The sequence below is a fragment of the Actinospica acidithermotolerans genome (genome assembly GCF_018139625.1).
GTDB classification, from domain to species: Bacteria; Actinomycetota; Actinomycetes; order Streptomycetales; family Catenulisporaceae; genus Actinospica; species Actinospica acidithermotolerans.
In genome coordinates, this window is sequence record NZ_JAGSOH010000135.1 from 1 (window position 1) to 17,671 (window position 17,671).

Consider the following 17,671-nt stretch of genomic DNA (forward strand, 5'->3'; position numbering starts at 1 on the left):
GCCCTGAAGCCTCCGGCCCGCTACCTCCGCCGCCTCGTACCTCGGCGGCTACGTCCGCGAGCCTACGGCGCTGCGCACCGCCCCGCAGATCCCTGACGTTGCGTTGGCGGCCTGCGGGTCTCAACCCCACCCGGACCCACTTCGCGGCCCGTCTATCGAGTCCGAGAGCGCGAACAGCTCGTGCAGCGGGCTCGCCGGATCGCGGAGTTCGACCTCGCACCGCCGAGCTGGCTTCGTTGCCAGCAACCCGCCAACTCGCCAGCCCGCCTACCAGCCAGTCAGCCCGGCTAACTCTCCGCCAGCAACTCGTCCGCCGCGGCGAACGGGTCGAGTTCGCCTGCCGCCACGCGGTCGGCGAGGCGGTAGAGGGGGCTGTCGGGGCCGCCGTGGACGGAGCCGTAGCGGCTGCGCAGGACGCCTAGGGCGATCGCCTCGATCTCGGCGGCGGCGCGGGCGCGGCGGCGGGTGGTGAGGTGGCCGGTCTCGGCCAGGTAGGCGCGGTGCTTCTCCAGGGCCTCGACGACCTCTGCGACGCCTTCTCCGCGCGCCGCGACCGTCTTGACGATGGGCTGGCGCCAGTCGCCGGGGTTGCGGCGCTCGCCGAGGGCGAGCATGTGGTTGAGCTCGCGGGCGGTGGCGTCGGCGCCGTCGCGGTCGGCCTTGTTGACGACGTAGACGTCGCCGATCTCCAGGATTCCGGCCTTGGCGGCCTGGATGCCGTCGCCCATTCCCGGCGCCAGCAGCACGACCGTGGTGTCGGCGGCGGAGGCGACCTCGATCTCGGACTGGCCGACGCCGACCGTCTCGATCACGATCACCTCGCAGCCGGCCGCCTCCAGCACCCGCGCGGCCTGGGGGGTGGCCGCGGCGAGGCCGCCGAGGTGACCGCGGGAGGCCATCGAGCGGATGAAGACCTCGGGGTCGGTGGCGTGATCCTGCATCCGCACCCGGTCCCCGAGCAGCGCGCCGCCGGAGAACGGGGACGAGGGGTCCACCGCGAGCACCCCGACCCGCTTGCCGCGCGAGCGGTACTCGCCGACCAGCGCGTTGGTCGAGGTGCTCTTGCCGACGCCGGGTGATCCGGTCAGGCCGACGACGTACGCAGTGCCCGCGTACGGGGCGAGCGCGGCGAGGACTTCCCGCAACTGCGGGGAGCCGTCTTCGACCTGGGAGATCAGCCGGGCGACCGCGCGCGGGTCGCCGCCGCGCGCGCGATCGATCAGCGAGGCGACGTCGGTGGACTGCTTTCCGCTGGGCACGTGCCTGAGGGTCCTTACTCGTGTTCCGCCGATGGCCATGGACGAATCGGCTTGCTGACCTTGGTAGGAATCGACCTGCTGGCCTCGGTCGATATGTCGGCTTGCTGACCTCGGTCGATATGTCGTCGTGCTGGCCTCGGTCGATATATCGGCCTGCCGACCTCGGCACGAACCAGCCTGCCGACCTCGGTACGAACCGGCCTGCCGACCTCGGTGCGAATCAGCAGGCCGACCCTCGATACGAATCGGCCTGCCGACCTAACCCCGCCCCGGTATTCCCGATCTCGGTTCACCCGCCCCCGCGTCCGGCCCGGCCAGGCGCCGGACGCGGGGCGGCAGACGATCAGGCCGCCGCCGGGACCCGGATGATCAGCGCGTCGCCCTGGCCGCCGCCGCCGCACAGGGCGGCCGCGCCGATGCCGCCGCCGCGGCGGCCGAGCTCGAGGGCGAGGTGCAGCACGATGCGGGCGCCGGACATGCCGATCGGGTGGCCGAGGGCGATCGCGCCGCCGTTGACGTTGATCTTCTCGAAGTCGACGCCGAGGTCCTTGGCGGACTGCACGGCGACCGCCGCGAAGGCCTCGTTGATCTCGATCAGGTCGAGGTCGCCGACCTCAAGGCCCTCCTTCGAGAGCGCGTGCCTGATCGCGTTCGAGGGCTGCGACTGGAGCGAGTTGTCCGGGCCGGCCACGTTGCCGTGGGCGCCGATCTCGGCGATCCAGCTCAGGCCCAGCTCCTCGGCCTTGGCCTTGCTCATCACCACGACCGCGGCGGCTCCGTCGGAGATCTGGGAGGAGGTGCCGGCGGTGATGGTGCCGTCCTTGGCGAACGCCGGGCGCAGCTTGCCGAGGGTCTCGACCGTCGTCTCCGCGCGGATGCCCTCGTCCTTGCTGAAGACGACCGGCTCGCCCTTGCGCTGCGGGATCTCCACCGGCACGATCTCGGCGTCGAACAGGCCGTTCTTCTGCGCGGCGGCCGCGCGCTGGTGCGAGGCCGCCGCGACCTCGTCCTGCTCGGCGCGGCCGAGGCCGAGGCGGGTGTTGTGCTTCTCGGTGGACTCGCCCATCGCGATGTTCTCGAAGGCGTCGGTCAGGCCGTCGTACGCCATCGCGTCGAGCATCTCGATGGAGCCGTACTTGTAGCCGGCGCGGGACTTCGGCAGCAGGTGCGGGGCGTTGGTCATCGACTCCTGGCCGCCGGCGACCACGATGTCGAACTCGCCGGCCCGGATCAGCTGGTCGGCCAGCGCGATCGCGTCGAGGCCGGAGAGGCAGACCTTGTTGATCGTGATCGCCGGGACGTTCATCGGGATACCGGCCTTGACCGCGGCCTGGCGGGCCGGGAGCTGCCCGGCGCCGGCCTGCAGCACCTGCCCCATGATCACGTACTGGACCTGCTCGCCGGTGACGCCGGCGCGCTCGAGGGCCGCCTTGATGGCGACCGCGCCCAGGTCCGCTCCGGAGAACGGCGTGAGCGAGCCGAGCAGCCGACCCATCGGGGTGCGGGCTCCGGCGACGATGACGGAGGTGGTCATGAGGGAGACTCCCATCGCTTGCTTCAGGTATGGGGACGTGACTTCACACTATCGCCGAATGCCCTACTCGCCAGTAGGGTCTAGAGCTGTCATCTCCGACACACCCCGTGCCGGGGACCCTATCCCCAGCTTGAACGAGCACAGCACTGGAAGGGCACCTCAAGATGATCACACGCGTCGACCACATCGGTATCGCCTGCCGCGACCTGGCCGCGAGCATCGCCTTCTACGAGCGCACCTACGGCTTCTCGGTCTTCCACCAGGAGGTCAACGAGCAGCAGGGCGTCAAGGAGGCCATGCTGCGGATCAACGGCACCGACGACGGCGGCTCCACCTACCTGCAGCTGCTCGAGCCGCTGCACGCCGAGTCGCCGATCGCGAAGTTCCTGGAGAGGAACGGCGAGGGCGTGCACCACGTCGCGTTCGGCACGGCCGACGTCGTCGCCGAGACCGAGGCGATCACCGGCACCGGCGTGCGGGCCCTCTACGAGCAGCCGCGGCACGGAACGTTCGGCTCGTCCATCAACTTCCTGCACCCGAAGGACTGCCAGGGCATTCTCACGGAGCTGGTACAGTCCCCGGTCCATGAGTGACCTGAACGCACCGTCCGAGCCGGTCCCGAACCAGCTGCGGATCCTGGCGGCGCAGGAGAATCTGGGCAACCTCATCTCCATCCACCGCCCGGCCACGCGGCTGGCCCGGCTCGTCCTGCGGGGCTCCCGGGTCTACCTCTACGACAAGGGCTTCGTGCTCTCCGACGGCCGCGGCTCGCTCGGGCTGTTCCCCGCCGACCAGGTGACCGTCACGGCGAAGGCGGGCGGCTGGCTGATCGCCCGGCAGGACGGCGCCCGCTTCCGGCTGACCAGGCACTGGAGCGAGCACCGGGCGCTCGGGGAACGGCTCGCTTCCCGGTAGACTTTCCGGTCTGGTTTCACACCCAGTCCATTACCGGAAGGCCCCTCCTTTGCCACAGCCCGACGCCGCGTCCGCCGAGATGGAGCGCGAGCAACTGCACGTCGACCGCGTCTACGAACGCCTCGAGGCCACCCGCGCCCGGGCCCGCGCCTACGAGGCCGAGGGGCATCGCCGCGCGCAGTTCGGGCATGAGGGCGGCCTGGTCGAGCGCGATTCGATCGTCTACCAGGCGGCGGTCTGGCTGCAGCGTCTCGACGCCGAGGAGGAGGGGCTGGTCTTCGGCCGCCTCGACTTCGAGGACGGCGAGATCCAGTACATCGGCCGGCTCGGGGTCCGCGACGAGGACTACAACCCGCTGACCGTGGACTGGCGGGCGCCGGCCGCGGCCGTGTTCTACCAGGCGACGCCGGTGGACCGGCGCGACGTGGTCCGCCGCCGCACGATCAAGAGCGCGGGCCGCAGGGTGACCCGGCTCGACGACGACCTGCTCGCCCCGGAGAGCCCGGCGGCGAACGGGCTGACCGTGATCGGCGACGGCGCGCTGATGGCGGCGCTGACCCGCAAGCGCGGCACCGTGATGCACGACATCGTGGCGACCATCCAGCGCGAGCAGGACCTCGCGGTGCGCTCCCCCGGCGACGGCGCGACCCTGATCACCGGCGGTCCCGGCACCGGGAAGACGGCCGTGGCCCTGCACCGCGCGGCCTACCTGCTGTTCAACGAGCGGCGCCGCTTCGAGTCGGGCGGCGTGCTGATCGTCGGTCCCTCGCGGGTGTTCACCGCGTACGTCGAGCAGGTGCTGCCCTCCCTCGGCGAGCACACGGCCGCGCTGCGCTCGCTCGGCGAGCTGCTGGACGGCGTGCACGCGTCCCGGCACGACCCGGCCCCGCTCGCGGCGATCAAGGGCAGCATCAGCATGCTGCCGATCCTGGAGCGCGCGGTGCGCAGTGCGCCGCCCGGGGTGCCGGACTCGTTCCGCACGACGTATCAGGGCAATGTCGTCCAGCTCGACCGGCGGGCGCTGGACCGGGTGCGCTCGATCGTCCTGGGCCGCGGCACTCCGGGCGGCGGACCGCAGCCGAACGCGCAGCGGGCGCACGCGGCCACGGCGCTGCTGGAGGCGGCGTGGGAGCGGCTGCCGCGCGAGCTGCGCGACCGGCGGCGGACCGAGCGCGCGCATTTCGACCGCGAGCTGCGCGACCGGACCGAGTTCGACCTCTTCATCGAGCAGTGGTGGCCCTACCGGAGCCCGGCCGAGGTGCTGCGCGGGCTCGCGGACGGGGCCACGCTCCGGGCGCTGGCCGGGCCGGATCTGGCCGACGGGCAGATCGCCGCGCTCGAGGCGTCCTGGCGGCGGGACGAGGACGCGGCGCCGGACTGGTCGGTCGAGGACGTGCCGCTGCTGGCCGAGCTCGACCAGCTGCTCGGGCCGGTCCCGGCCGAGGAGCGCGAGCCGGAGGACCCGTTCGCGGACGCCGGAGTGATGGAGGTCTCATCCTGGGTGGACCGCAACCCCGCGGCCAGGCGCGACGCGACCCGGGAGACCTACGCGCACGTGATCGTGGACGAGGGCCAGGACCTCTCGCCGATGCAGTGGCGGGTGCTCGGCCGGCTCGGCCGGCGGGCGTCCTGGACCGTGGTCGGCGACCCGGTGCAGTCCTCCTGGCCGGACCCGGAGGAGTCCCGGCTGGCCATGGAGCTCGCGCTCGGCGACCAGCGGCGCTACCGGCACGAGCTGCGCACCAACTACCGGAACTCGGCGGAGATCTACGAGTACGCCGCCCGGTTCGCCAAGCGGGCCATGCCGGACGTGGAGCTGCCCGAGGCGGTGCGCAAGACCGGCTTCCCGCCGGAGGAGTTCGACGATCTCGACGCGGCCGTACGGGCCGCCCTGGGGGCCGTGGAGGGGACGGTGGGCGTCATCACCACGCTCGCCGCGTTCGACGCCGTCTCCGCGCGCCTGGCGGCCTCCCTCGAGGCGGAGCCGCGCCTCGTCGTGCTCACCGACCTCGACGCGAAGGGCCTGGAGTACGACGCGGCCGTGGTGCTCGACCCGGACGCGATCGCCGGCGAGTCCCCGGCGGGTCTGCGCACCCTCTACGTGGCGCTGACCCGGGCGACCCAGCGGCTGTACGTGGTCAGCCCGGACTGAACATCCCTGCAGGCCGCAAGGCTGAGGCGGCAGAAATGTGGCCTCAGCCCCTAGCCAAGAGGCGCCTCGGTCGGCATAGTTACCGGCAAGTAGCAATGCCGCTGCTCTAGCGACCATCCATTCGGAGGCCGACACCCTATGAGCATTAACGAGATCCGCGCCGCCGTCCTGAGCGGCACCGCGACCTCCCAGGACTACGCCAACCTGCCCCTGCCCGACTCGTACCGCGCGGTGACCGTGCACGCGGACGAGGTCGGCATGTTCGAGGGCCAGACCACCTGGGAGAAGGATCCCCGCAAGTCGCTGCACCTGGACGAGGTGGCGCTGCCCGAACTCGGTCCGGGCGAGGCCCTCGTCGCCGTCATGGCCAGCGCGATCAACTACAACACGGTCTGGACCTCGATCTTCGAGCCGGTCCCGACCTTCGCCTTCCTGCGCAAGTACGGGCGGCTGTCCGAGCTGACCAAGCGGCACGACCTGCCGTACCACATCCTCGGCTCCGACCTGGCCGGAGTCGTGCTGCGCACCGGCCCCGGCGTGAACAAGTGGAAGGCCGGCGACGAGGTGGTGGCGCACTGCCTGTCCGTCGAGCTGGAGGACGCCGCCGGCCACAACGACACGATGCTGGACCCGGAGCAGCGCATCTGGGGCTTCGAGACCAACTTCGGCGGCCTGGCCGAGATCGCGCTGGTCAAGACGAACCAGCTGATGCCCAAGCCGGACCACCTGACCTGGGAGGAGGCCGCCAGCCCCGGCCTGGTCAACTCGACCGCCTACCGGCAGCTGGTCTCCCGCAACGGCGCCGGAATGAAGCAGGGCGACGTGGTGCTCATCTGGGGCGCCTCCGGCGGCCTCGGCTCCTACGCCACCCAGTACGCCCTCAACGGCGGCGCCATCCCCGTCTGCGTCGTCTCCTCGCCGCAGAAGGCTGAGATCTGCCGGGCGATGGGCGCCGAGCTCATCATCGACCGGAACGCCGAGGAGTACCGGTTCTGGTCGGACCCGCAGACGCAGAATCCCAAGGAGTGGCAGCGTTTCGGCGCCAGGATCCGCGAGCTGACCGGCGGCGAGGACCCGGACATCGTGTTCGAACACCCGGGCCGGGAGACCTTCGGCGCCTCGGTGTACGTGGCGCGGCGCGGCGGCACCATCGTCACGTGCGCCTCGACGAGCGGCTTCCAGCACGAGTACGACAACCGGTACCTCTGGATGAACCTCAAGCGGATCGTCGGCTCGCACTTCGCCAACTACCGCGAGGCGTGGGAGGCGAACCGGCTCATCCAGAAGGGCATGATCCACCCCACTCTGTCCCGCAGCTACAGCCTGGAGAACGCCGGTCAGGCGGCGTTCGACGTCCATCGCAATCTGCATCAGGGCAAAGTCGGGGTACTGTGTCTTGCACCGGGCGAGGGACTCGGCGTCCGTGACGCCGCGTTGCGCGATCGTCACCGGAGCGAGATCGATCGCTTCCGAGACGTCTAGAGCCGAAGCCCGGTCTTCTGACACCATAGGCACTCATGGGATACGGGCGCGTGGACGAACGGACCTCGTACGGTTCACGCCCCCACCATGCCTATTCCGGCAACGCCGGGTACCCGGGGGGCTACCCCGGGCAGCCCGGCCCGCCGCCGCAGGCGCCGCCGCCCGCGCAGGAGCAGCTGAGCTACAACCGCTACGAGGTGGACGCCCACCTCGACGAGATCGAGGCCGAGCTCACCCGGCTGCGCGAGGAGCGGGACGAGGCGGTCAACCACGCCGAGGACCTCGCCTACCAGATCGAGGTCCTGCGCTCGAAGCTGCACGAGTTCCGGCGCGGCCTGCACCCCCAGTTCAACAACATCTCCGGCCGGGTCGACCAGATGCTGCGCAACGCGCAGCAGCAGGCCGACCAGCTGCGCGCCCAGGCCCAGCAGGAGGCGCAGCGGCTGCACTCCGAGGTGGCCGAGCGCAGGGCGCTGCTCGAGACCGAGCTCGCCGAGCGCAGGCAGGGCGTCGAGGCACAGGTCAACGAGTCCGTCGCGTGGGCCGAGCGGGTGCGCAGCGAGGCCGACGCGATCCGGCACCGGGCGATCGAGGAGGCCCGCGCGCAGGCGGCCGAGGAGATCAGGGCCCTGCGCGAGCAGGCCCAGGCCGAGGTCATGCGGGCCCAGGAGTTCGCCGGGCAGCTCAGGGCTCAGGCACAGGCCGAGGTGGACGCCGGCCTGGCCGAGGCGCGCCAGCGCGTCGTCGACAGCGAGCAGCGTGCCGCGGCGCTGCAGGAGGCCGCCGCCAAGCAGAACGCCTCCGCCTCGACCAGCGCGCAGAAGCTGCTGACGATGGCTCAGACCGAGGCCGCGCGCGTGCAGGCGGAGGCCGAGGAGGTGGCGTCGCAGGTCCGTGCGGCCGCCGACCACGCCGCGGCGAGTCTGAAGGCTGAGTCGGCGGCGGAGGCGCGGCGGCAGATCGATGAGGCCACCGCCGAGGCGGCCCGGATAAGGTCGATGGTTCAGTCCGAGACCACCGAGCTGCGTGAGACCACTGAGGCCAACGCAGCTCGGTTGCGTGAGCACACCGAAACGGAGTCGGCCCGGCGCCTCGCGGCGGCGGATCAGGACGCTGCGAGGACCCGGGCGGAAGCAGAGGCGCGCGCGGCGGAGCTCACCGCCGAGGCGAACGCGACCGCGCAGGCGGCGCGCGACAAGGCGCGCGCGGAGGCCGAGCGCACCACCCAGGAGGCCACCGCCGCCGCGGCCCGGCTGCGGACCGAGGCCGAGCAGGCCGCCGCGCGGCTGCGCGCGCAGGCCGAGGAGCGGGCTCAGGCGAGCGACGCCGCGGCGGCGTCGCGGGCGGCGACGACGCTCGAGGACGCCGAGCGGGCCGCGGCCGCGCGCGAGGAGGAGGCCGCGCAGACGCTGGCCGACGCCGCCGCCGACGCGGAGCGCGCCATCGCCGAGGCCCGCGCGGCCGCCCAGGCGCTGAGCGACGACGCCGCGGCGGACCTCGAGCGCCGGCAGACCGAGACCGCGCGGCTGCGCGAGGAGGCCGGGCAGCTGCACGCGGACGCGCAGCGACTGCAGACCGAGGCCGCCGACCTGCACGAGGTGGCGTCGGGCGCGCACGGCGTGGCCACCGCCGCCGCGAAGGAGATCACCGACGCCGCGACGGCCGAGGCCGAGGCGCGGCTCGAGGCCGCGCAGGCGGAGGCCGAGCGCCTGGTCGCCGAGGCCACCAGCACGGCGGAACGGCTCGTCACCGAGGCCACGAGCACGGCCGAGCACCTCGTCACCGAGGCCACTGACGCCGCGGAGTCGCTGCGCACCAAGACGCAGACGGCCGCCGACAAGCTGGCCGCGGAGTCGACCGCCCAGGCGACCAAGCTGGTCGAGGAGGCGGCCGCGCAGGCCGAGAAGACCACCGAGGACGCGCGGGCCGCGGCGAACACGCTGCGCTCCGAGGCCGAGGCGGCGGCGACCAAGGCGCGCCGCGAGGCCGCCGAGGAGGCCGACAAGATCCGCACGGACACCGAGGCCGGCGCGGAGGCCATGCGGGACGCGGCGCGCAAGGAGGTCGCGGCGCTCCGGGCGAAGAACGAGGAGCAGATCGCGGCCAAGGCGGCCGAGGCCGAGCGCGCGGCGAGCGAGAAGCTGGCCGAGGCGCAGCGCTCCGCCGACGCGACGAAGCAGACCGCGGTGGCCGAGGGCGACACCATGCGCGAGGCCGCGAAGGCCGAGGCGGCCCGCCTGCGCGAGGCCGCCGAGGCGGACGCGGCGTCGATAAGGGCCCGTGCCGACGGCCTGATCGCCTCCGCCCAGCAGGAGGCCGCGACCGTCAAGGCCGAGGCGGAGACCGCCGCGCTCGCGCTCAAGCAGCAGGCCGACAAGGCGCTGGCCGAGGCCCGTGCGGACGGCGAGCGCTCGCTCGGCGAGGCGCGCACCGAGGCGCAGCGGCTGCGCGACGAGGCCGACGCCGAGACGACGGCGCTGCGCAAGCAGGTCGAGGCCGAGGTCAAGGCGCTGCGGGAGACGGCGAACGCGGAGACCGCGGCGTTGCGCGAGAAGACCGACGCCGAGACGCGCCAGCAGCGCGCGAAGGCCGCCGAGGACGCCCAGCGGATGCGGGACGAGGCCAAGGCCGAGGCGACCCGGATGCGCGAGGACGCCACGTCGCTGCGGGCCAAGGCGAAGGTCGAGGCCGAGAAGCTCACCAAGGACACGATCCGGGAGAACGCCGAGGCCATCCAGGCCGCGCGGGACGAGGTCGCCCGGATCCGGGCGAGCGCCGAGGGCGTGCTGGAGAAGGCGCAGCAGCAGGCCGAGCAGAAGGTCGCCGAGGCGCAGGCCAAGGCCGACAAGACCGTCGGCGACGCGAACGCGTCCGCCGAGGAGAGCCGCAAGCAGGCCGCGGACGCCCTCGCGGACGCGCGCAAGCAGGCGATGGAGAAGCTGACCAAGGCGGGCGCCGAGGCCGACGAGCTGGTCGTCACCGCCCGCCAGGAGGCCGCCAAGATCGCGGCGGGCGCGGCGGCCAGCGCGGAGAACTCCAAGGCCGAGGCGCGCTCCGCCGCGGACAAGATCACCGCGGAGGCGCGCAGCGAGGTCGACCGGATCCGCGCGGGCGCCGAGGGCATCACCGACAAGGCCCAGGCGGAGGCGACCAAGCTGCTCACCGACACCCGGGCCCAGGCCGACCGGCTCACCTCGGACGCCGCCGCGCAGGCCGACCGCACCACGAGTGACGCACGCAAGAAGGCCGCCGACACGCTGCAGACCGCGGCGCGGCAGGCGGACGACCTCGTCGCGCAGGCGCGCCGCGAGCTCGAGGACGCGCGCAAGGAGGCGGCCAAGACGCTCGCCGAGGCGCACGCCGGCGCGGACAAGCTGCGCAACACCGTCGCCGAACAGGTGGCGACCTCGCAGCGGGAGGCGCAGCGGCTCCGGCAGGAGGCCGCGGCCGAGACCTCGGCGCTCAAGGCCTCGGCGGAGAAGGCCGCCGACGCCCTGGTCGCCAAGGCCAGGTCCGAGGCCGAGAAGTCGAAGGCCGAAGCCCAGCGCGAGGTCGACGCGATGATCCGCCGCCGGGACGCGATCACCGACGAGATGGCCCGCGTCCAGGGCGTGCTGGACGCGCTGACCGGGCCGCTGCCCGGCTTCTCGGCCGAGGCGCCCAAGAAGCAGTAGCGTCCCGTGCCTGCTGAGACAGGGGACGCATACATGTATCGCGAACGTGTAACAACACGGCGGACCGGGAGGTCGATGGGTTCCACTGAGTCGGCCGACAGATAATGTGATGACCCGATGACGCCGAGGTGCCACTCCTCCCGGTGGGATGCCGCGGCGAATCCGCTCGACCCGTACACGGCGGCCTCGGAAACATGACAGGATTGCCCGAGACCTCCCACGACGTACGCCGCTAGACCCAGACCTGTGCCGACAGCCGTACCGCCGGGCCAGCCGAAAGATTCGACCTACCCTCGACGGTCAAGTCAGAGACGGAAAGTAGATGAGCGAGACCACCTCTCCCCTCGGCCTCGAAGTCGTTCGTAGGGGCTATGACGTCGCCCAGACGAACGAGCGTGTGACGAAGCTGACCGCGGAGCGAGACACCGCGCAAGCGCGGGTGTCGGCGCTGGAGAAGCGGATCGAGGAGCTCCACCTGGAGAACCAGTCCGTGCAGGCCCAGCTGACCGACTCAGAGCCTTCCTACGCCGGCCTCGGCGCCCGGGTCGAGAAGATCCTGCGCCTGGCCGAGGAGGAGGCGAAGGACCTGCGCGAGGAGGCCCGCCGCGCCGCCGACCAGCACCGCGAGCTCGCCGAGCAGGCCGCCGCGCAGGTGCGCACCGACGCCGAGAACTACGGCAAGGAGGTCCGCGCCAAGGCCGAGGCCGAGGGCGTGCGGACCAACGAGCGCGCCAAGGAGGAGGCGAACCAGACCCGCGCCGAGGCGGCCAAGGACGCCGCCGCCAAGCGGGCCGAGGCCGAGGCGCACTACGAGGAGATCCGGGCGTCGGCCGCCGCCGCCGCGACCGACTTCGAGACCAAGCTGGCCAAGCGCCGCGAGCAGTCCGAGCGCGACCTGGCGGCGCGTCAGGCCAAGGCGGAGAAGCACCTCGCCGAGGTCGAGACCCGCAGCGAGCAGATCCGCCTCGAGGCCGAGAAGATGCGCACCGACGCCGAGCGCCGTGCCCGGCAGACCATCGAGACCGCGCAGCGCCAGGCCGACGACATCATCGCCGACGCCCGCGCCAAGACCGACCGGATCCGCTCGGAGGCCGAGCGCGAGCTGGCCGCCCTGACGCACCGTCGCGACTCGATCAACGCCCAGCTGCACAACGTCCGCGAGATGCTGGCGACCCTGACCGGCGGCGCAGCGGGCGGCGCCCTGGCCGGCCTGATGGGCGGCGTCGGCACCGACGCCGAGGCCGACGACTCGGTCCCGGCCCAGTCCCGGTAGTCCAGGGAGGTCAACCGGACATCCGGTCCCAGCTCACCCGGCATACGTCGTACACCCGATCCCCGGCGAGCAGCCCGCTCGCCGGGGATCGGCGCGTCCGGGGGCACGGGGGCTGCTGCGCCTGAGTGCGGGGCCTGCCGCGCCTCGCCGCCGGGCCGCTGGGTTCGCCGCGCCTCGGCTTCGCCCCGCAGCCGTGCTTCATTTCGCCGACCCGCCGCACCACGGCCCGCCGCATCGCCAACCGCGGTCCGCCGGGTCACCGTCCCCCTCACCGCTCCGCCGTCAGCCGGGTCTCGTCCCCAAAGGCGCCGTCCGCCGTCCGCCGGGTCGCATCCCCATAGGCTCCGTCCGCCGTCCGCCGGGTCGCGTCACCGTAGGCTCCGTCCGCCGGGTCTCGTCCCCGTAGGCTCCGTCCGCCGTCCGCTTACCCTTCCCGGATCGCCTGCCTGGCCGCCGACCCTCACCCGCACGGCCCCTTTATGCTCTTGAGTCATGGATGACGCCGAGACCCAGCAGTCGGCGCCGCGCGCGGGCACGGTGGCGACCGTCGTCGAGGCGCCGTCCTCCGCCCGGCGTCGCGGACTGCCCTTCCGCCGCTCGCACCCGTACTACATAGGGTTCGTCGGCGGCCTCGGCGTGATCGTCTGCTACTACCTGGCCGAGTCGCTGCTCGCCGTCACCACCGAGCTCATCCTGATCCTGATCGCGCTGCTCATCGCCGTCGGCCTGAACCCGCTCGTGGAACGGCTGACCGCGCGCGGCGTGCGGCGCGGCCTCGCCGTGCTCATCGTCGCGGGCGGCGGCCTGCTGCTGCTCGCCGCGTTCATCACCGCGATCGCGCAGCCGCTGGCCACCCAGACCAGCGGGCTGATCGGCTCGATGCCGCAGCGGCTCGAAACCCTCGAGCGCAATCGCACGATCGCCAACCTGGACCAGCGCTACAACGTCGTCGGCCGGCTGCAGTCGATGTTCTCGGGCGCGGACACCGCGCAGGTGATCGCGGGCAGCATCCTGGGCTTCGGCGAGTTCCTGGTCACCTCGATCTTCGAGACGTTCACGGTGATCGTGATGACGGTGTACTTCCTCGGCTCGCTGCCGGCCATCCGCACCTCGGCGCTGCGCTTCGTCCCCGCCTCCCGCCGCTCCCGCGTGGCGCTGCTGTCGGAGGGCGTGCTGGACCGGATGGGCGGCTACGTCTCCGGCGCCGCCACCGTCGCCGCGCTGGCCGGACTCGCCGCGTTCCTGATGCTCGGCGTGCTCCAGGTGGAGTTCCTGCTGCCGCTCGCCCTGCTGATCGCGCTGACGGACCTGATCCCCTTGGTGGGCGCCACGATCGGGGCCCTGCTCGTGACCATCGTCGTGTTCCTCGACTCCCCGGTGAAGGCGCTGGCCGCAGGCCTGTTCTTCATCGTCTACCAGCAGTTCGAGAACTTCCTCATCTACCCGCGCGTGATGTCGCGCTCGGTCGACGTGCCCCCCATGGTCGCCGTGATAGCCGCGCTGATCGGCGCCGCGCTCCTCGGCGTCGTCGGCGCCCTGCTCGCCATCCCGCTGGCCGCAGGGGCCATATACCTTTTCCGCGAGGTTGTCCAGCCGCGCCAGGACGCGATGTGACCTCACGGCCCTGCGACGTGGCAGAAGAGCGCCGGGAGGACGAAGGGTAAAGTCCGCTAAAAGCCGGTTTCAGACTCAGGTAATGATCCGTCCCCGGCTTCTTTCGGGCGCGCGGCTGTGATTAGGTAAGGACCGGTGGGGCTGAGATCACGCCGCAGTCGAGTGCGGTGCAGCCCGCGTGCCTCGGGATGGCGAATCAGGCCTGCCCGGCGAGGAGCTCCGGCACCCGCGGGCAGGCCTCCCGTATATTCTCAGCCCCCTGACGACGAAGCGCGATTGCGCACCTGGCGGCCCTCGCGCCGTCACCGCCGCCGCTGCCCGCCGCGCGGCGGATTCGCTACAGTGGAGGCTGAGGGCGAGATGAGCGCGGCGGCGCGGGGAAGGCGGGGCGGGATCCGATGAGTCCGGTGGCGAGTTCCTTCTACCTGGAAGAGATCAGCGCTCTTCAGACCTACCAGAAGGAGATCCTGAAGGCGCTGGACGACCTGACCAAGGCGAACCAGTCGCTGACCGGCACCGTAGCCCTCACCGCGATCGACGCCGTCACCGGCGCCCTCGGCGCCGGCGGCGCCAACAACGGCCTCGGCACCTTCCCCGAGGCCCAGCAGCTCAGCGCCACCTACAACAGCGTCATGAAGACGCTGCTGACCAACTTCGAGGAGATCTCGAAGCTGGTCAACGCCATGGCGAACGCCCTCGGCTCGAGCGCGAAGAGCTACCAGGAGACCGAGCAGCAGATCACGGACTCCTTCACCAAGATCGTCACCCAGTACGAGAGCCAGACCGGCGGGTTCTCCACCACCCCGAAGTCGACCGCGGCGGCCACCACGTCGGGTCAGCCGGGGACGACCTCGTCGTACAACTCCGCGACGCCTTCGACATCCTCGACGCCCTCGACGTCCTCGGGCACGACGGCTCAGACGTCGACCTACGCGGCCACGACCACGACGCCGAGTTCGATCTCTACGGGCAACGAGGCGAACACATCCAACGACGCGAGCAGCGAAGAGTAGCCCCGGGGGAGGCAGATCCATGGCCGACTACGGCTCAATGAGCCACGAGACGCTGTACGGATACGTGAAGTCAGGTTCGGTGGCCGACGTCGAGGACGCGGCCAAGCTGAACGCGACCCACGCGCAGTCCGTCGTCCAGGCGACCACCGACCTGAAGAACACGCTGGCCAAGATCCAGGCTTCGTGGACCGGCGCCGCCGCCGACCAGTTCAGCCAGCAGGCCAACGCGCTCGTGGACCAGATGCACCGGCACGCCGAGGCCGCGGACAACACCAACAAGTGGATGGACTACGCGAGCCGCTCCCTGCAGTGGGCGCAGACGAACATGCCGAGTCCGCCGAGCGCGGCCGAGAAGGACATCGCGGCCATCAACAGCAACCCCCTCTCGGAGTGGGGAATGGCCGTTGTGACCGACGGCGCATCGTTGCTGGCGTCGAAGGCAGCGTCCGACGACATCGCGGCGAAGAAGGCCAAGGCGACGTCGGTGATGACGCAACTGGCGGCGGCGTACAACACAGCGAATGCGCACCTGAGCGGCGCTCACGCCGGCTCTGGCGGAGGGGACTCCGGCGGCAGCGACGGCGACGGAAGCACCAAGGGCGACAAGAACGGCGACGGCAGTTCCTCGAGTTCGTCCAACAACGGTTCAGCAGGCGCCGTGATGATGCCCATGCCCATGGCCGTGTCGTCGGGCGGAAGCAGCGGCGGAAGCGAAAGCGCCGGCTCCCGAATAGCGAGCGGCGGTTACGGATCCGGCTCGAGCTCGAGCTCCTCGGGGGGCAGTTCCAGCGGGTCCGGCACCAGCGTGAACGACGTACGCAGTCCCACGACTGTCACGTCCGGAACCGGCTATACGAACACGACGACCGTGCCCACCAGCACGACCACCGGAGTCACCGGTGTCACCAGCGGCACGACCACAGGCAGCGGCTACAACGGCGGCGGAATCAGCGGCCTGGGCGGCGTGAACGAATACGGCGGCGGCTCCGGAGGGTCCGCACTGATCAATGACGGTCTCGGCGGCCGCAGCGGCAGCGCCTCGGGAAGACTCGGTGGCCTAAGCGGGGAGGGCCTCAGCGAAGAGGGCTCGGGCGCTTACGGCGGTGGCGGCGGACGGTCGTCTCTGCTCAGTGGCGGAACAGGGACCGGCGAGCTCGGCGAGGAGGCCGGCGGCACGGGCACCGGCACCCAGGCCGGCACGGGTTCGGACCTGACCGGCGGCAACGGCGGCGCCGCCGCAGCTGGAGAAGCCGAGGGTTCGGGCTCCACCAGCCAGAACAACACCATGAGCCAGATGGGTGGCATGGGACGTGGTGGCGGCGGTGCGGGTGGCCAGGGCGAGCGCGGCGGCCGGGCCAGTTGGCTGAAGGAAGATCCGGACTACTGGTACGGCGACAAGATGAAGAACGCCGCGCCACCTGGCGGCGTCATCGAATAGCGACTCGCGCTAGCCTGTTCCGGGCTATCGCATGGACGACGTTGACGTACTGGGGCACAGGGGAGCGACGGATGCAGCGGGAACAACGGTGGAATCGGCGGGCCGCCAACCGGGCTCTCGCACTCGGCGGGGCGCTCGCGATGGCCTTCGCCGGTTCAGGTGCGGCGTTCGCCGCCTCGACCAATCCCGTCGCGGCGAAGGAGTGGGCGCTCAGCATGCTGAACGCCACCGCGATTCGCCAGCAGTACCAAGCGCACGGCGCAGGCGTGCTCGTCGCGGTGATCGACACCGGAGTCGACCCGAACCAGCCTGATCTCCAGGGTCGTCTCGTGGACGGCGTGAACGAAACCGACCCGAACAATCCGACGTCGAACTACAGCGACTCTTCCTCCGTTTCCCACGGCACCGCCGTCGCCACCGTCATCGCCGGATATCCCCACAAGGGCACCAGCGGGAACGACGACGGAATGATCGGATTGGCCGATGAGGCCAAGATCATGCCCGTTAAGGTCAGCGACACGGGCGAGGGCGTGAGCGACGCGTCGATCGCTGCGGGTTTCCAGTACGCGATCAGCCACGGCGCACAAGTCATCAATATGTCGATGTCGAGCACCGAGATGTCGGCCGACATGGCCGACGCCCTCAAATCAGCACTCTCACATGGCATCGTCGTCGTCGTGAGTGCAGACAACAAGGCCGAAGCCGGCAACGAGACCAACGTGTGGGCGGCCTACCCCGGCGTGCTGGACGTCTCGGGCGTCGACTCCAACGGCAAGAAGTACTCGGAAGGCCATTACGGCGCGGATGTCGATGTCGCAGCTCCGGGCAATGACATCGAAGTCGGCCAGGCCGGCGGAGCATACAACGAGCTCTCTGGCACGTCGTTCGCGGCACCTTGGGTCGCGGGCGAGGCGGCGCTGCTGATCGCGGCGCATCCGACGTGGACGTCGGGACAGATCGTGGCCACGATCATCGACAATACGATGCAGACGGCGAGCGGGCAGTCGAAGGCCGGGCACCGGTACGACGACGTGGTCGGATACGGGCTGATCGACCCGGTGGCGGCACTGGGCGCTTCCGAGCCGTCGAGCACCTCCAATCCGCTCGGCGGGCCGGCGGTGACGAGTTCGCCGGGGGCGTCGGCGGCGGCATCCTCGGGTGCTTCGGCTACCGGGGCCGCTACCACGGGGACTACGACTCCGACCGCGAGCAAGAGTTCGTCTAAGGCGCCGCTGTTCATCGGGATCGCGGTGGCGGTGGTCGTCGTGCTGGCGCTGCTGATCTTCCTGCTTACGCGCGGGCGGAACCGGGGCGGGA

Annotated in this window: 12 protein-coding genes; 10 read left to right on the top strand and 2 right to left on the bottom strand. The window is 71.5% G+C overall.

Translation table 11 applies throughout. The annotated features are described in order from the left end of the window. Positions 1 to 287: 287 nt before the first annotated feature. Both meaB and KDK95_RS29560 read right to left on the bottom strand, forming a co-directional pair. Positions 288 to 1,259: a methylmalonyl Co-A mutase-associated GTPase MeaB gene (gene meaB, locus KDK95_RS29555; RefSeq protein WP_307844773.1), complete on the bottom strand. Its 972-nt coding sequence runs from the start codon at positions 1,257 to 1,259 to the stop codon at positions 288 to 290. 343 nt (positions 1,260 to 1,602) lie between these two features. Next, positions 1,603 to 2,793, bottom strand: coding sequence for an acetyl-CoA C-acetyltransferase (locus tag KDK95_RS29560; protein ID WP_212521612.1), 1,191 nt, complete (start codon positions 2,791 to 2,793; stop codon positions 1,603 to 1,605). Between the two features lie 164 nt (positions 2,794 to 2,957). On the opposite strand from KDK95_RS29560, the gene mce reads away from it, so the two are divergent. The 10 genes from mce to KDK95_RS29610 form a co-directional block, all read left to right on the top strand. Next, positions 2,958 to 3,386, top strand: coding sequence for a methylmalonyl-CoA epimerase (gene mce / locus KDK95_RS29565; protein ID WP_212521613.1), 429 nt, complete (start codon positions 2,958 to 2,960; stop codon positions 3,384 to 3,386). Further along, positions 3,379 to 3,708 carry a hypothetical protein gene (locus tag KDK95_RS29570; protein WP_212521614.1) on the top strand — a complete coding sequence of 110 codons (330 nt, stop codon included), beginning with the start codon at positions 3,379 to 3,381 and terminating at the stop codon, positions 3,706 to 3,708. Before mce ends, KDK95_RS29570 begins: the two co-directional genes overlap by 8 nt. A 49-nt stretch (positions 3,709 to 3,757) precedes the next feature. Continuing rightward, the gene (locus tag KDK95_RS29575; RefSeq protein WP_212521615.1) at positions 3,758 to 5,860 is read left to right on the top strand and encodes a HelD family protein; all 2,103 of its coding nucleotides are present in this window, start codon (positions 3,758 to 3,760) and stop codon (positions 5,858 to 5,860) included. 144 nt (positions 5,861 to 6,004) lie between these two features. Beyond that, entirely contained in the window at positions 6,005 to 7,342 is a 1,338-nt protein-coding gene (ccrA, locus tag KDK95_RS29580) for a crotonyl-CoA carboxylase/reductase (RefSeq protein ID WP_372463404.1), read from the top strand. Between the two features lie 50 nt (positions 7,343 to 7,392). Next, complete coding sequence (locus KDK95_RS29585; protein ID WP_212521617.1) at positions 7,393 to 11,016, top strand: polarized growth protein Scy-related protein; 3,624 nt, start codon at positions 7,393 to 7,395, stop codon at positions 11,014 to 11,016. Positions 11,017 to 11,338: 322 nt separating this feature from the next. Then, on the top strand, positions 11,339 to 12,289 hold the full coding sequence (locus KDK95_RS29590) for a coiled-coil domain-containing protein (RefSeq protein ID WP_212521618.1): 951 nt from the start codon (positions 11,339 to 11,341) through the stop codon (positions 12,287 to 12,289). Between the two features lie 492 nt (positions 12,290 to 12,781). After that, positions 12,782 to 13,903 carry an AI-2E family transporter gene (locus KDK95_RS29595; protein WP_212521619.1) on the top strand — a complete coding sequence of 374 codons (1,122 nt, stop codon included), beginning with the start codon at positions 12,782 to 12,784 and terminating at the stop codon, positions 13,901 to 13,903. A 407-nt stretch (positions 13,904 to 14,310) separates the two neighbouring features. Further along, positions 14,311 to 14,916, top strand: coding sequence for a hypothetical protein (locus KDK95_RS29600; protein ID WP_212521620.1), 606 nt, complete (start codon positions 14,311 to 14,313; stop codon positions 14,914 to 14,916). Positions 14,917 to 14,935: 19 nt separating this feature from the next. Then, positions 14,936 to 16,354: a WXG100 family type VII secretion target gene (locus KDK95_RS29605; protein ID WP_212521621.1), complete on the top strand. Its 1,419-nt coding sequence runs from the start codon at positions 14,936 to 14,938 to the stop codon at positions 16,352 to 16,354. Between the two features lie 140 nt (positions 16,355 to 16,494). Continuing rightward, a partial coding sequence (locus tag KDK95_RS29610; protein ID WP_212521622.1) for a S8 family peptidase occupies positions 16,495 to 17,671 on the top strand: 1,177 nt, incomplete at its 3' end.